The organism is Bacillus sp. FSL K6-2944 (assembly GCF_038005385.1).
GTDB lineage: Bacteria > Bacillota > Bacilli > Bacillales > Bacillaceae_G > Bacillus_A > Bacillus_A cereus.
This window is the reverse complement of record NZ_JBBOTE010000001.1, coordinates 1,921,942-1,937,313: the sequence shown is the minus strand read 5'-3', so window position 1 is coordinate 1,937,313 and position 15,372 is coordinate 1,921,942. Positions and strand designations below refer to the sequence as shown.

Here is a 15,372-nt window from a genome sequence, read left to right as displayed (position 1 = left end):
AATATAGAGGGAAATTCTTTAAGTTTTTCTTAATAAAGTTTAACTTTGTGAAAAAAACTAATTTGAGCATTAAGTTTACGAAATGAATAGCCAAATAACCTATTTTCTTTATTTTTTGATGGTAGGTTATTAGGTTTTATATTGGTATGAGTGAATTAAGAAATAAGTGAGGTTTAGGAAATAGAATGAATTTATCTTATAGTAATAAGAGAATTACCTGAATAAATGATAGTGAGAACAATTAAAGAAAGCATCTAGTGGGGTGCTTTTTTCTTTTGAAACAGAGAATCTCATGGGTCGGTTACATGTAATTTCGTGCTGTGCTTCTAGGTCATTGGAAAATCCAACAATAAAAAAAGAGGGGGAAGGTGTTTTTTATTGAAGTTTGTTAATGATAGATTTTTAACTTGAGAGGGGGATCGTAAAATAGATTATTAATCTCTTTGGTAATTTTTATTTTCCTTATAGTTGGCATATTGTATTAGAAATTTTAAATTTTGAAGGGAGAATCAATAGGTATGGGTAAGAAAAGAAGAATAAGTAATAAGTTATTACTTATCAGTGCAATTTTTACAATAGCAATTCCCTCAGTCTCATATGCGGAGGAAGTAATTTCACCTGAAAATTTTAAGAGTTCTTCAAATTTGTATAAGGCACGGAATACGGAAATTTTGAAAACAAATTTATATCCTAATACATATAATAATCCATTTAACCATCAATTTATTTCAAAATTAAAGGAAGTAAACACAAATATAAAAAAAATAGACAATAGTGATGATGAAAATCCTGTTATATCTACTACTCTTTCATTTATTCGCCATATGAATAGTGAAGATTATAAATCTGCATTTGATTTAACCTCAAGGTCATTACAGAAAATAATATCCGAAGAATGGTTGAAGAGCTATTGGGAGGGACTGCCAGTTCAATTACAAGCAGGTTCTTTTATAGAAATTGGAGAGGTTACACAAAAAGAGACAAATCCTGTTCATACAAATGTGGAGATTCAATTAGTTTTTGAAAAAATGACTGTACCTTTACTAATTAAACTAGATCCATCCGGAAAAATAGACGATTTTCAACTAAGCATGTCGTTTAGTCCTGTTGCTGAGCGTCCATCATATAGTAAGCCTGAATCATTTGTTGATAAAGAAGTAGTAGTTGGAAGTGGTGCATTTCCATTACCAGGAACATTGTCGGTTCCAAAAGGAAATGGTCCTTTTCCAGCGGTTATTCTTGTTCAAGGATCAGGAGCAACTGATCAGGATGAAACAGCGTTTGCTTTAAAACCATTTCGCGATTTAGCTGAAGGTCTTGCATCGAAGGGAATTGCTGTCCTTCGCTATAATAAACGAACGTATGAACATGGGCTGAAAACACAATTCAGTCCCTTCTATACAGTTGATAAAGAGACAACAGATGATGCTCTTCTTGTAACTCAATTTCTTAAAAATGAGCCTCTAATAAATAAGAATCAAATATATATTCTTGGTCATAGTCAAGGTGGAATGATGCTTCCGAAAATGATTGAAAAAGACCAAAATCAAAATATTGCTGGAGCAATTGTAATGGGAGGGCCAGCTCGTACGATCCAAGACGTTGTTTTAGATCAATTTGAGTACCTTTTCTCTATTGGAGCAATGAACCTGGATCAATATAAATTCTACAAATCGCAATTTGAATTATTAAATGATCCCAACTTCTCTGGTCAGAATCCCCCAAAAGATTTTTACTTAGGGTCAGCAGTATTTTGGGATTCTATACGGAAAATTAAAGCGGCAGAAATGTCAAAAGAACAAAAGACACCGCTTCTTATTATTCAAGGAGAAAGAGACTATCAAGTTCAATCAAAAATTGAAATTCCTCTTTGGAAAGAACAATTAAAAGAACGAGATAACGTAGATTATCGACTATATCCAAAGTTAAATCATTTCTTTACAGAGGGTGAAGGGGAAATAAGTAAGCCAAATGAATATTATAGTCCTGCTAATATCCCTGAGTATGTTATAAATGATATTGCTGCTTGGGTGCAAGGCAGATCGCAATTAAATTAGCAACCATATGTTTTAATAAAAACTTTCTTTCCGTAATCAAAATAGAAATATTTTGATTAGGTTATATGTTTTTTAAAAGCACTCTTTAAAAAGGAGTGCTTTTTTATTTTTCTATGATTTCTATAAAACAATGGGCTTACCTTCCAAACAAATCGTTATTTGGAGCGCTTTTATCAAAGCAAAGTTCTTGTGACATTTCTTTGATATTAAAAACATGAATAACCTATTGTATGAAATTTTTTGAAAATTTAGGTTTAACATCTTTAAAATAGGTGTATTACATATTACATAACAACTAAATAAGAAAATAAAAAATCTAAGGGAGGAAAAATACGATGCATAAGAATGAAAGAAAACCGGTGGTTTATGAATATCAAAATGAACAGGAAGTAGTTATGAAAGTAAAAGAGCTAGAATTGAAAGGGATTCACCAAGATGACATTTACGTCTTAACACATGAAAAACATATAACAAAAAAGATTGCGGATGATACAAACACAAATACGATTGGAGTAAAAGAACAAGGGTTGGGCACAAGTATTATCAACTTTTTCTCCAAAAAAGGGGACGAGCTCCGAAATCAAATGGAGGAAATGGGGTTGTCGAAGGAGGAAGCTAACTTATATGAAGAAAAACTAGATCAAGGGAGAATTTTACTTCTAGTAACAGATGAAACACTAACGGAGAGTGATAGGCAGCCGCAAAACTATCATTCTCTCTAATAGATTGCAATATCTGATAAATAGATAAGTTAATTATTTTAGGTTGTAGCATGGAAGAAAATAAAAGTAGAGAAGGGTGAGAAAAATGAAACATACAATATTTAAATATGCTGTGATTGGGATTACGACCGGAGTCATGGTATCTCTGTTAAAAAAAGAAAATCGGAAAGCTATACAAACAAAAGGAAAAAGCGTAAAAGACAAACTACAAGAAGGAAACATAAAGGAAACATTAGAGAAGGTAACCGAGACAAGTAAACAATTCTCTGTAACTGCAGCTAATGTTGCAAAACAAACATTACCACAACTGCTTACAGCCACACCAGTTGTGATTTCTACCATTAAAGACTTAACAGAAAACGAAAATAATAAAAAGAAAACAGATGAAAAGGATTACGAAATAAATGAAAATAGTAAGAACTTAGACGGGGAAAAAACGAAGAATGAAAAGAAATATGTGAAAGAAGGGAAAGAAGAGAGTGCCTAGATGTAACTCTAAAAATAGAAAGTGAGGAAAAAAGTATGAAATCTCTGTATGCAATTGATGTAGGAATTGGCTTTACCAAAAGGGCATATCGCCAGGATGTAGATTCTGAGATGACGGTTAAGAGTGAAGCTTCCACACTAGCCCCTGTACCTAATCATGCTGAAAGTGAAGATTTAACAAAGGTAAGTTTTATAGACTTAGACTTTGCATACTACATGGGAAATGAAGCACATCAATCTGACGCTTCATTTCTTCCTCCATTTGACGAAGAAATAGAAAATTATTATGAAAGCGAACGATTTAAACAACAAATATTTGGTTGCATTGCAAAGGATTATAAAGAAAATGTCGTGTTACCTTTAGTTGTTACCGGGCTTCCCATCAGTTGTTTTGGTAGTCAGCATGAGCAATTACAACGTGCACTAAAAAAAGAAACTTCCGTGCAAATTGATGGGAAATTTATTCATATTACGGTGGAAAATGCTTTGATTCTTCAGCAACCGGTCGCTTTACATGCCTATTTCTTAAAAGAGGGAATCATTCAGGAACGAGATCGCATCTTAATTATTGATGGTGGATTTCGCACATTAGAAATGACAGATATGAAACAGAATCTCATTTTAAATCATTATGAGACGGAACTAGGATGTAGCAAGCCTTTGAAAAATATTAAGAATATCGTGCAGAATCATGAGGGTGAAAGTAATCAATTGCATATTAACGACATGCCAAACATATTAGAAAAAGGATATGAATGTCGAGAAGAAAATCCTGAGACAAGTCAGGTTCATACTTTGATTCAAAAAGAGTTGGATGCACACTTCCAAGACGTTGTGCGTGTATTACAAGAACAATTTACGTTAGAACAGTATGATACTATTATTTGGACAGGAGGAATAGTAGATCTCCACAAAAAACGAATTAAAAAAATGCAAAGTGAAATTTCTTCTTTCCGTATGGTAGACGCTTCGAAAGAGGCTGCACTTCATGGATACTACATTATTGGGAGTCAAGTATTTGACGACATCACCAATCAATCTGCATATGAATCCAAATTATAATAACGACTGAAATGGAGTTCGTTGAATAGACGTGCCAAATTATGTAGCTTCTTTTCCACATATAATAAATTCTTTATAAGAAAAGATAAAAAGTGCTTGTATAGAGGAAATGTTTAAAATTGAGAATGAAAATAACTAATATAGGGGGTCTTCCTTTTAAAAGAATAAGGCCTCCTATGTCATTTATTTTGTAATTTAGATGATCTAAAAACTTTTCCTCCAAGACATGAATACCTACATACAAATGTCATATTACGGTTATGATTCGATTAAACATAAAACAATTTAGAAAGGAAGAATAATATGGAATGCATAAAAATGACGAAATGGAGTTGGTATCATGTGAAAACTAGTGAGCTTGAAAAACTTTCTTCTATAATCCCTCGTGATGTAACATCTTATTTCTCTCAATTTGTAAAGAAAATAAGTTCTCCTTGTGAAAATGGATTATATGTTTATACGTTATCACCAAGTCAAACTTGTGTATATGGTTCGTTTTTATATGATCAAGATAAAAAGGACGCCAAAATTCAAAAATTTCTTCATTATTTCGTAGCTCATGGAATACTGATAACAGTTCAGGAAAAAGAGGAAGAGGATTTCAAAAAATTAATACATAATTTCCCTATGGGTACAAAAAATTGTAATAGTTCCGCTGAAGGATTATGTGCTATCTTATCAATGTTTATATCTCATTATTTGCGAAAGGTTGACTACTTTGAAAACAATTTCAGAAATGTATTATGGGATTTTTATCATCATAATAACATAGCAGTTTTAGAAAGGATTTATCATATTCGTCATGAATTATTTATGAACACACACGTGTTTCGCTTAATACAAGAAGTGTTACAAGGCCTAAAAGAAGCTTGGTTAGAAAAACTAACAAACACCCTTTGTTATAAACAAACAAGCGTAAAATTAGAGCGTGGATTACAACTCGTTAAAGAGTACCAAGAAGAATTAGACACGATGATTCATTTGCAAGAAGTTGTTTCTTCTCATCGTGGGAATGAAATTATGAAAGCTCTTACTGTATTAACTGCTGTGAGTACGCCTTTGACAGCCTTAGGAGCATTATGGGGTATGAATTTTAAATACATGCCTGAACTAGAATGGAAATATAGCTATTTAATCGCTCTCTTATTTATTATTTTCACAACAGGGGGGATGTATATGTATATGCGATTCAAAGGATGGACAGGTGACTTATTACGAGTAAAGAAAAAGAAATCTTTTTTTAAATCTAATTAATCCTGTTTATAAAAAATATGATAGATATATGATTTGTAATATTTATTAATCGAGATAGCACCATATCCCCATCAAGTTAAAGTTTTGATGTCCCCGTAATGATAAAAATGGTGAATATTTATATGAAAGATTAGAGCTCTCCTTCTTGTAGGAGAGCTCTAATCTTTGTTTAAAAACTATATCATATACTCTGAAATTTGTCCGGATTCAATTTAGAATATGGCAAAAGAGAACTTGCCATTAAAAACAAGCTCTCTTTAAAAGAAATAACGTAATTGAGATACTTATATAGTAACAATTGTTTTCTTCTAATTCCATATGTCATATGTTGAGAAATAAATTATGATTGGATTGATAAAGCTAAAATGAATGATTGACATAATATTTTGACGATAATATAATGAATCTCGAATTCAAGATAACTTGTAAAGGATTGGTAATTATGAGCGTGATTAACGATGAGAGCTTATCTTTAAAGTTATTTGTTATATTATCAAGGGCAGTACAGTCAATTACTAAGCGTATTGAAGAGGATATAAAAAGTTATGGACTTAATCCAACTGAATTTGCAGTGCTTGAGCTACTATATAGTAAAGGCGATCAGCCTATACAAAAAATTGGAGACAAAATATTACTTGCAAGTAGTAGTATCACGTATGTAGTGGATAAGTTGGAAAAGAAGCGGTTCTTAATACGAAAACCATGTCCTAAAGACCGCCGTGTCACGTATGCGTCAATTACTTCAGAAGGTATTGAATTGATGGATATTATTTTTCCTCAGCATAAAGAGGCGATTCGGCAAATATTTGGTGGTTTGGACTATATTGAGAAAAAAATGATAATCGAAAAGTTGAAAAAATTAGGGTATTATGCACTCGAACTATAAATTTTTAGAAATATATCTCGAATTAGTAATGTCCTAATTAAATATAAATTAAATAAATAGGAGGAAAAATTAATAAATGGTAGTAAATTTATTATAATACAAAATGAATAAAACATGTAATTTCAATTGGTATAGTATGAAATAAAGTTGTTATGTTAACGTATACATATCGTCCTTTAAATTATAAATCTTTCATAAAGCGGAGAGTGGGTATCAAGAATGGAATTACGTCATTTAGAGTATTTTATTCAAGTTTGTAATAATAATAGTTTCACTAAAGCTGCGGAAGTTTTAGGTATTTCACAGCCGACTTTAAGTCAACAAATACGAGTTTTAGAAGGTGAACTTGATACACCCTTGTTTCATCGAGTTGGAAGAGGTATCAAAATGACAGAAGCGGGTAAGCTGCTATTTGATAAAGGAAAATTTATCATGCAACAATTTGATGACGTTTATAATGAAATTTTTGAATTAAAGGGTGTAAAAAGAGGTGTAATTACTATAGGAGGTTTATTAGAGGATCTCACTTATTTAACACCTTATATTATGAAGTTTCAACAACATTATCCCAACATCGTAGTAAAGATTATAGAATCTGAAGTTGCTGTAAATCAAATCGTTGACAAAAATATTGATTTCGGGATTACACGTAGTGCTCAAATTCCAGACACATTAACAAACACCCTTTTGTATAGTGAAGAGCTCGTCCTTGTAATTCCCAAAAATCATCCTTTGAATGAAAAATCATTTGTTTCTTTTCGAGAATTAGTAGGGCTCAGTAGAGTAATGGTTTCATGTAGTTGTCGTGAATCTATTAAGATATATTGTGAGAGTTTAGGGTTATCTTTATCTGAAGCAAATATAGAAACAAAATCTTCTATTTCTCTATTGAGCCTTGTATACAATGGACATGGTGTTGCCATAATACCTCTTTCACTGGTTAACTTTGTTAATAATGATACTTTGAGCATAGTTCGTATTACTGATCCAACACCAAGTCAAGATATTAATCTTATACACTTTGATGATAAATTTTTAAGTTTTGCAGCACGCATCTTTATGCAGAAGTTAAATGATTCTCAAAAAGTATCAGTGTAATAGAAATAATAATGATCCTAGTGTAACAATTGAAAAAATTAAAATCTATATTAAAGTCGAAGGACAGTGGATTTATATGTGTGGTGTAGTCGATCAAAAAGGGGGATACCATTGACTTTTAATTAAAGAAAAAAGGACAGACTTTGCAAGGAGAGAAGGCTATCAAAAACAAGTTAAGTTAATCAATCAATTCTTCGGTCTTATCGCATAGTAACAGATTCCATGTAGGGATATACACTGCTATTTTGAATTTATATATCCGTATTGTAGAAAGAAAACCACCGGCATTATACCGGTGGTTTTGATTTAGAAAGCAAAGCAAGTACAACCAATACCCCATTTAGTTCCATCTTTTCCTATTACGGTATGAGTGTGTTGATGGAGAGGGTTACTACAACTATGTAACTTGTTATCATGGGAATCGTGAGAAAGTATAGTGTTGGCTAGGTTAGCACCACCATAACCATAAACGTCCGTCGGTGACCAATCAGGTGATGCTGGCGGCAATTCAGGTGATAAGTTTTTAAATTCATTATTTCCATAAACAACCTGCCCACCCATAATGGTGAGCAATGATTCAAGGTCTTTGATTTCTTCTTCCGGCACAGTAAAGTAGTCAGCAGACAATACAGCAATATCAGCAAACTGACCTACTGCCAGGGTTCCTTTTTTACCTTTATCACCAGAGAACCACGCACTTCCTTTTGAATATAATTCCAGGGCTACTTTTCTATCAAGTTTATTTTTTTCATCGTATATGGAAAGCCCACCAATGGTTTTTCCAGCAACCATCCAGTAAAGAGCAACCCAAGGGTTATAGCTGGAAACCCTGGTTGCATCACTACCGGCGCCAACAGGTATACCAAGGTCTAACATACGATAAATCGGAGGAGTATGCTTTGCAGCTTCCTTTCCGTATAAGTCAACAAAGTATTCACCTTGAAAAGCCATGCGGTCTTGGATGGCAATACCGCCATTTAAAGCCTTAACACGTTCCATACTACGATCTGAGATTGTTTCTGCATGATCAAACCACCAGCGTAGCCCATTAAAAGGAATTTCTCTGTTAACTTCCTCAAATACATTTAAGAAACGTGTGATTGACTCGTCATAAGTTGCATGTAAACGGAATGGCCAACGGTTTTCCACCAATAGAGAAATTACTTTCTTTAAGTCGGCTTCCATTACTGTAGCTAGTTCGGGCCGTGGCATTTGAAATTTTTCAAAATCGGCTGCCGAGAATACTAACATTTCTCCGGCACCATTCATTTTATACTTATCATTTCCTTGACCGGGAGAAACAATTTTTGCCCATGAAGCAAAGTCTTCATATTCATGATTAGGATTTTGCGTAAATAGATTATAAGCAATACGCAAAGTTAATTGTTCCTTCTCGGCTAAATGTTCAACAACTTTGTAGTCATCAGGGTAATTTTGGAAACCACCACCTGCGTCGATGGCACTTGTAATACCTAATCTATTTAATTCACGCATAAAATGGCGAGTTGAGTTAATCTGGTCGTCAAGATTAAGTACTGGAGCTTTACCCAAACTTGAATAAAGAATAGAAGCGTTAGGGTTAGCGATTAAAAGGCCCGTTGGATTACCTCTTTTATCCCGCTGAATTAAACAGCCTGGAGGGTCTGGAGTATCTTTCGTGTATCCCAGTGCACGTAGCCCTGCACGATTTACAAGTGCTCTATCGTAAAGATGTAGCACAAAGACAGGCGTGTCTTCAGAAACAGCATTAATCTCTTCTAATGTTGGCATCCGTCTCTCTTTAAATTGAAATTCAGACCACCACGAATCACGTGTATATGGGAGTCATTCAGGCCTGGAATAGCTCTCTTTCTTTTAAGGTCTATTTTTTTTGTTTTTTCCGTGGCACTATTAAGAAGCTCATCTCCACCTACTGCAGTGACTAAACCATCAGTTATGGCGATAGCAGATACCTCAGGCTGAGAAGGGTCAAGGGTAGTAATTTTTCCGTTATATAAGATCATATCCGGTAAATTCATGTTCACACCTCGTCTACTTTCTATTATTTTGTAACCATGGATGAAATAATTTACCGAAAATCGGCATGACTACCCATGATAGCAAGGACACTATACATACAGAAACAAAAAAAGCTGACATAATAGGATTCATATGTTTTATAATAGGTCCTATCACTTTAGGAACTAACATGCTAAGAGGCCATACACCCAGAAGGGTAACGATAGACATTTTCCATTTTGGCGGTGGAACTGGCGTTTTCGGAGTAACAAACCAATAAGCCAAACTGCTTTCAGTTTTGTAAGTTGGATTAGTGGCTTGAAATTGCTCCGCCGTTTTTAACAAATCCCGGCGAACATCTGATTCTTGCCAAGTACGTAGATGCTCATACGTATCAAAGCGAAAAATAACAGTATACTCTCTGGATTCGTTACTTGGGACTATTAGATTTACACCTAAATGTCCTGGGAATTTAGTAGCCGCAGCCTCAATTTCATGTCTCCATGTTTCAAACTGTTTTTCTCTACCTTCTTGAATTTCCCATGTAACAATGGTTGTTACTGGATTGCCAGCATCCATCGTGTTCCCTGTATAAGTCTCTTCGACAGCTACTCCTTCTTGTTTCATATTTTCCTGCTTGGAAGCGCGCCATGCACCATAGTATATGCGTATTCTACACCTTGACCATAAGCACCAGTGTGTTCCTTTACAATCTCCATTACAGCATCATAAGTGTCTTTGTGTGCCCAGTCACGTTGGTATTCAAGTAAAACTTGAATTGCTGTCACTGGAATTGCACCAGCTTGTTCTACACGACGCATAGCAGCGTTATGTGCTGTCAAACTAGTACCACCTGAAGCATCATCAACTGCATATACCTCATAGCCAGCTTTAATTGCTTCAAGCACAGGGAATGCAAGGCAAACTTCAGTCCAAAGTGCTGCAAATATTAATTTCTTTCTACCGGTTGCTTTTACTGCCTCAACAAATTTCGGATCTTCCCAAGAGTTCATTGAACTACGTTCTATAATTTCATGGTTTGGGAATATATCAAGAATTTGTGGCCAAAAATAACCAGAAAAGCTGCGTGTTTCAACTGTAGTAAGAATAGTAGGTACGTTAAAAGTTTTTGCTGATTTAGCAAGTAGCATAACGTTATTAATCAATGTTTGTCTATCAATACTTGCAACTCCAAAAGTCATTTGAGGTTGAAAATCAATTAAAATTAAGGCACTGTTCTCCGGATTTAACAATTCTAAATTACTCATAATAAAACGCTCCTTTTTCAATTGTTTATTGAAAGTAATGTATCTTCTGTCAATTGAAGCTCTACTATACTTTTTAATTTAAATTTAGTGCTGATTTAATCAGCACTAAATTTATACTATCTACTTTAAAAAAGGTGATTTAAAGCTATTTCCTTGAGATACATTTATGCATTTTGTTTACTAAGATCTCGCTGAGCTCCTCTATAGCTTCCAATTATATTTTGATAGCCTGGAAGATTGCTAGCAAGCAAATTGCCAAAACCTTCGACATCGTTGCGCCAATCGCGTTGTAATTCGCAAGCTACGCTAAACCAGTTCATAAGTTGCACGCCACTATGTGCCATACGTGTATTGGCAGCATCTGCAACTTGTTTACTGAAAGTTCCTGAAGCATCAGTAACAGCAAATACTTCATATCCAGCTTTTATAGCGGAAAGTGCCGGGAAAGCAACACAAACGTCCGTAACTACGCCTGCGATGATAAGTTGTTTTTTTCCAGTTTCTTCGATTGCTTTTACAAAATCATCATTATCCCATGCGTTAATTTGTCCAGGTCGAGCTATTTTTGGTGCATGAGGAAAGAGATCAACCAATTCTTGCATTAAAGGTCCATTAGGCCCGTTTTCAAAACTTGTTGTTAAAATAACTGGTAAATTAAAAAACTTAGCAGTATGAGCAAGAGCTAAAACATTGTTCTTGAATTCATCAACACCATAGTCACGTACTAGTCCGGACATAAGACCAGTTTGATGATCTACTAAAAGCACAACAGCATCATCTTTGTTAATACGAGAATAGAGATCAGTCATTATGTATTCCTCCTAAAAATTAAGTAATCGAAGAAAGTTTAAATAGTCGGATACTATCATAAGTTTCTTCGTTTATAACTAAGCTGACCAATAATATTGGTTATAGCAGCATTCACAGAACATGAAGTGCTATACAAATTTATAGTATTTGAAAACTGATTCGTTAATCAATTCTAAATTATCTATAATTCGTATAGGTCGTAACTATAGTTGTTTTCACTATAAAATAGATTGGTTTTACCTATACATCCTATAGATAGAACGATATTGATAGTCACCTATTTTTGTTATTACAATTGAATAGGAGTAATGTTCAGTAATTATTTTATGATGCAAAAGGTATTAGAGGGGGGATTGTTCCAAAAGGAGAAAATGAATGCATTGGAACAATAGAGTTTCATACTTAGAATTCACAACATAAACGTGCATGAATAGGTTATGACGTTCATCCAGATTATTGAAGAAAAGGATACATATTGGAATATTTTCGGGAGGTAGAAGCATGGCTAAAATTACTGTAGGAACCGAAAAGCAAGAACCAATTGAGATATATTATGAGGATCATGGCACAGGAAAACCAGTTGTACTCATTCATGGTTGGCCGTTAAGTGGTCGATCTTGGGAATACCAAGTTCCCGCTCTTGTTGAGGCTGGATACAGAGTTATAACATATGATCGTCGAGGATTTGGACAATCATCTCAGCCGTGGGAAGGGTATGAATATGATACCTTTACTTCTGATTTACATCAACTATTAGAACATTTAGAGCTTCAAAATGTCACACTTGTTGGTTTTTCTATGGGTGGAGGCGAAGTAGCCCGGTATATTAGTACGTATGGAACAGATCGTATTGAAAAGGCTGTTTTTGCTGGGGCAGTTCCTCCGTATTTATACAAATCAGAGGATCATCCTGAAGGGGCCTTAGATGATGCAACAATTGAAGCATTCAAAAGTGGTGTGATAAATGACCGCCTTGCATTTCTTGATGAATTTACTAAGGGATTTTTCGCGGCTGGTAATCGAACAGATTTAGTTAGTGAGCCATTCCGTTTATATAATTGGGATATTGCAGCCAGTGCATCACCTAAAGGAACACTTGATTGTATTACCGCCTTTAGTAAGACAGATTTTAGAAAAGACTTGGAGAAGTTTAATATACCTACTCTTATTATTCACGGTGATTCTGATGCAACTGTACCATATGAATATAGTGGGAAATTAACACATGAAGCAATTCCTAATTCTAAAGTAGCCTTAATAAAGGGTGGTCCACATGGGCTAAATGCAACGCATGCTAAAGAATTTAATGAAGCACTCCTATTATTTTTAAAGGACTGATTACAACTATATAATTGTTAGTTGATAAATTATAAATAAGTAAAAAATAAAGCTTTATAAAAGATGCTCTTGGATAAATCCAGGAGCATCTTTTTAAATGGTGGTATTGATATGTTAGGTTGATAAATCTTCATTAGTTTCGAATTGAATATTCTTCTTAACAGCAAAAATTTATTGTTTAGAGTTTTTTTAGGTCTTTTAGATGTATTGCTATATTACTATCAAGATAATATTTCTTCCTCAAAACAAAGAAATGTACATTTTTTGAGGAAGAAATATCTTGTCAGAAAACAATAAAATCTTATTAATTTTTATAATTGGTAGAATTTTCATGGAAATAATTCTCTTAATATATTAAAATAACATCGTATTATGTCAGATTTTAATTAGGGGAGAGAAATTTTATGTTGAAAAAAATTATTCCAGTTGCTTTAGCATTAAGTACAGTTACTTTTACTAGTGTATTTGCTGCGCCTTCAATCCAAGCAAGTACAGAACAAAATCGCTACATAGATGTACAAATGCTCGGTATTAACGATTTTCATGGGCAACTAGACACTGTAAAAAAAATTAACAATAAAGATGCAGGGGGAATTGAGTACTTAGGGGCTTATTTACGTGATCGTGAAAAACAAAATCCAAATACATTAAAGGTACATGCTGGAGATGTTGTTGGAGCAAGTACTCCTGTTTCAGCATTATTACAAGACGAACCTACAATTGAATTTCTAAATGATTTGAAATTCGATGTTGGAACGATAGGAAATCATGAATTTGATGAAGGTGTTGAAGAAATGAACCGCCTTATTTATGGTGGATACCATGAGAAAACAGGAAATTTTAAAGGAGCAAAATTCCCATATGTTGCTGCAAATTTCTATAATAAATCCACCGGTCGTTTATTTTTACCACCATTCACTATAAAAAAGGTACAAGGAGTTCCTGTTGGCTTTATCGGAGTCGTAACAACGGATGTTCCTAACCTTGTTATGCCTACTATGCTAAAGAATGTAGAAATTACAGATGAAGTTGAAGCTATTAACAAATCCGTAAAGCAATTAAAAAAACTAGGCGTTAAATCTATCGTTGTTCTTGCACATAACGGAGGTATAACAGATGGGAACGGCGTAACAAATGGTGATATCGTCCGATTAGCAAATGAGACTGATCCAGAAGTCGATGTTATTTTTGGTGGCCATAGCCACACCTATGTAAATGGAACTGTTAATAATAAACTTGTCGTACAAGCAAATTCTTATGGTATGGCTTTTGCTGATGTTGATGTAAAGATTGATCGTAAGACACAAGATATTGTTGAGAAAAAAGCAGAAATTGTTACAACTTATCATGAAGGCATAGAGCCTGATAAAAAAATAAAGAAGAAGATGGAGAAATATCAAGCAAAAATCGCACCTCTTGTTAATGAAGTTGTAGGTAAGTCTATCGCTCCACTAGATCGCAAACAAAATATGGCTGGTGAATCTACTCTTGGAAATTTAGTTGCTGATGCTCAGCGTACAACAATGCAATCCCAAATTGCACTTATGAATCCTGGTGGTATTCGTAATGACTTAGATGCTGGTGATATTACATGGGGAGAGATATATGGTATTCAACCATTCGGAAATCAATTAATAAAAGTAAATTTAACAGGTCAAGACATTCGTGATATTTTAAATCAACAATGGCAAAAAGACATAACAAGAATGCTTCAAATTTCAGGTATCCAATACACTTGGGATGCGAACAAGCCTAATGGAGAAAAAGTAACAAGTATTCGCTTAACAAATGGAGAAGAAATTATTCCTTCTAAAACTTACAGCGTCGTTGCGAACGCATTTCTAGCTTCAGGTGGAGATGGATTTGTATCCTTTAAAAACGGTAAAGATGCTGAAACAGGACCAACTGATTTTGAAGCATTAGTAGATTATATAAAAAAATCAAAAGAACCAATTCAGTCTATTATTGATGGAAGAATTCAAAAGATAAATTAGTTTTTTATTAATCTCAAAAACAACTAGATTACCTGTGCGCTATACTCTTTAGTGTGCAGGTAATCTATTTTTTTGATTTGAAATAGTCTAACTGTGGCCAATGGGTATACCGTCTAGATGCAGAGTGCCGAAAAAAATGAAGTGAACAAAAAATAACCCCTAAATTAACTCTATGATAAAGAGACTACAAACAATCAAAATTTGGAACTTCATATTAACCATATATTAACTACGTTAATAATACATACTGAAATTGAATACTTTAGATAACATCATTTATAACGAATATCTGTACATTATAATGTTATGCAATGAGGAATTTACAATACAATGAATTGAAGCTTATTTAGTTTTATATTCGTATAAGTGAATTAAGAATTTCTTAAGAACCTATTAAGA

Annotated in this window: 12 protein-coding genes and 1 pseudogene; 9 read left to right on the top strand and 4 right to left on the bottom strand. The window is 33.9% G+C overall.

Translation table 11 applies throughout. The features are described 5' to 3' along the window. The first annotated feature begins 518 nt into the window (after positions 1-518). The 7 genes from MHH55_RS09790 to MHH55_RS09760 all read left to right on the top strand — a co-directional run bounded on the left by MHH55_RS09790 (position 519) and on the right by MHH55_RS09760 (position 7,565). Positions 519-2,057, top strand: a complete 1,539-nt coding sequence (locus MHH55_RS09790; protein WP_139362441.1) for an alpha/beta hydrolase — start codon at positions 519-521, stop codon at positions 2,055-2,057. Between the two features lie 335 nt (positions 2,058-2,392). Continuing rightward, on the top strand, positions 2,393-2,779 hold the full coding sequence (locus MHH55_RS09785; RefSeq protein ID WP_048657111.1) for a general stress protein: 387 nt from the start codon (positions 2,393-2,395) through the stop codon (positions 2,777-2,779). 85 nt (positions 2,780-2,864) lie between these two features. Continuing rightward, on the top strand, positions 2,865-3,266 hold the full coding sequence (locus MHH55_RS09780) for a hypothetical protein (protein ID WP_063245393.1): 402 nt from the start codon (positions 2,865-2,867) through the stop codon (positions 3,264-3,266). Between the two features lie 35 nt (positions 3,267-3,301). Next, positions 3,302-4,327 carry a ParM/StbA family protein gene (locus MHH55_RS09775; RefSeq protein WP_078186635.1) on the top strand — a complete coding sequence of 342 codons (1,026 nt, stop codon included), beginning with the start codon at positions 3,302-3,304 and terminating at the stop codon, positions 4,325-4,327. A 303-nt stretch (positions 4,328-4,630) separates the two neighbouring features. Next, positions 4,631-5,581, top strand: a complete 951-nt coding sequence (locus MHH55_RS09770; RefSeq protein ID WP_000388933.1) for a magnesium transporter CorA family protein — start codon at positions 4,631-4,633, stop codon at positions 5,579-5,581. Positions 5,582-6,023: 442 nt separating this feature from the next. Continuing rightward, positions 6,024-6,467 (top strand): MarR family winged helix-turn-helix transcriptional regulator, encoded by a 444-nt coding sequence (locus tag MHH55_RS09765; RefSeq protein WP_000111426.1) that lies wholly within the window; start codon positions 6,024-6,026, stop codon positions 6,465-6,467. 219 nt (positions 6,468-6,686) lie between these two features. Continuing rightward, entirely contained in the window at positions 6,687-7,565 is an 879-nt protein-coding gene (locus tag MHH55_RS09760; RefSeq protein ID WP_000423188.1) for a LysR family transcriptional regulator, read from the top strand. A 306-nt stretch (positions 7,566-7,871) separates the two neighbouring features. On the opposite strand, the pseudogene MHH55_RS09755 reads toward MHH55_RS09760, so the two are convergent. The 4 genes and pseudogenes from MHH55_RS09755 to ycaC form a co-directional block, all read right to left on the bottom strand. Continuing rightward, positions 7,872-9,583 (bottom strand): annotated as a pseudogene (locus MHH55_RS09755) (amidohydrolase). A gap of 13 nt (positions 9,584-9,596) precedes the next feature. After that, a complete protein-coding gene (locus MHH55_RS09750) occupies positions 9,597-10,190 on the bottom strand; it encodes an antibiotic biosynthesis monooxygenase (protein WP_000806860.1) in 594 nt (197 codons plus the stop codon). Next, positions 10,187-10,831 (bottom strand): hydrolase, encoded by a 645-nt coding sequence (locus MHH55_RS09745; protein ID WP_000067162.1) that lies wholly within the window; start codon positions 10,829-10,831, stop codon positions 10,187-10,189. The genes MHH55_RS09750 and MHH55_RS09745 overlap by 4 nt, the downstream gene beginning before the upstream one ends. A 164-nt stretch (positions 10,832-10,995) precedes the next feature. Then, positions 10,996-11,640 carry an isochorismate family cysteine hydrolase YcaC gene (gene ycaC / locus MHH55_RS09740; protein WP_000131227.1) on the bottom strand — a complete coding sequence of 215 codons (645 nt, stop codon included), beginning with the start codon at positions 11,638-11,640 and terminating at the stop codon, positions 10,996-10,998. A gap of 502 nt (positions 11,641-12,142) precedes the next feature. On the opposite strand from ycaC, the gene MHH55_RS09735 reads away from it, so the two are divergent. Both MHH55_RS09735 and MHH55_RS09730 read left to right on the top strand, forming a co-directional pair. Further along, on the top strand, positions 12,143-12,979 hold the full coding sequence (locus MHH55_RS09735) for a bromoperoxidase (RefSeq protein ID WP_001074300.1): 837 nt from the start codon (positions 12,143-12,145) through the stop codon (positions 12,977-12,979). Between the two features lie 404 nt (positions 12,980-13,383). Then, positions 13,384-14,973 (top strand): bifunctional metallophosphatase/5'-nucleotidase, encoded by a 1,590-nt coding sequence (locus MHH55_RS09730; protein ID WP_000913780.1) that lies wholly within the window; start codon positions 13,384-13,386, stop codon positions 14,971-14,973. The last annotated feature ends 399 nt before the right edge of the window (positions 14,974-15,372 follow it).

Bases quoted from the DNA above. Each gene is read 5' to 3' on its own strand.
- MHH55_RS09790 (WP_139362441.1), top strand. From the start codon at position 519: ATGGGTAAGAAAAGAAGAATAAGTAATAAGTTATTACTTATCAGTGCA.
- MHH55_RS09785 (WP_048657111.1), top strand. From the start codon at position 2,393: ATGCATAAGAATGAAAGAAAACCGGTGGTTTATGAATATCAAAATGAA.
- MHH55_RS09780 (WP_063245393.1), top strand. From the start codon at position 2,865: ATGAAACATACAATATTTAAATATGCTGTGATTGGGATTACGACCGGA.
- MHH55_RS09775 (WP_078186635.1), top strand. From the start codon at position 3,302: ATGAAATCTCTGTATGCAATTGATGTAGGAATTGGCTTTACCAAAAGG.
- MHH55_RS09770 (WP_000388933.1), top strand. From the start codon at position 4,631: ATGGAATGCATAAAAATGACGAAATGGAGTTGGTATCATGTGAAAACT.
- MHH55_RS09765 (WP_000111426.1), top strand. From the start codon at position 6,024: ATGAGCGTGATTAACGATGAGAGCTTATCTTTAAAGTTATTTGTTATA.
- MHH55_RS09760 (WP_000423188.1), top strand. From the start codon at position 6,687: ATGGAATTACGTCATTTAGAGTATTTTATTCAAGTTTGTAATAATAAT.
- MHH55_RS09750 (WP_000806860.1), bottom strand. From the start codon at position 10,190: ATGAAACAAGAAGGAGTAGCTGTCGAAGAGACTTATACAGGGAACACG.
- MHH55_RS09745 (WP_000067162.1), bottom strand. From the start codon at position 10,831: ATGAGTAATTTAGAATTGTTAAATCCGGAGAACAGTGCCTTAATTTTA.
- ycaC (WP_000131227.1), bottom strand. From the start codon at position 11,640: ATGACTGATCTCTATTCTCGTATTAACAAAGATGATGCTGTTGTGCTT.
- MHH55_RS09735 (WP_001074300.1), top strand. From the start codon at position 12,143: ATGGCTAAAATTACTGTAGGAACCGAAAAGCAAGAACCAATTGAGATA.
- MHH55_RS09730 (WP_000913780.1), top strand. From the start codon at position 13,384: ATGTTGAAAAAAATTATTCCAGTTGCTTTAGCATTAAGTACAGTTACT.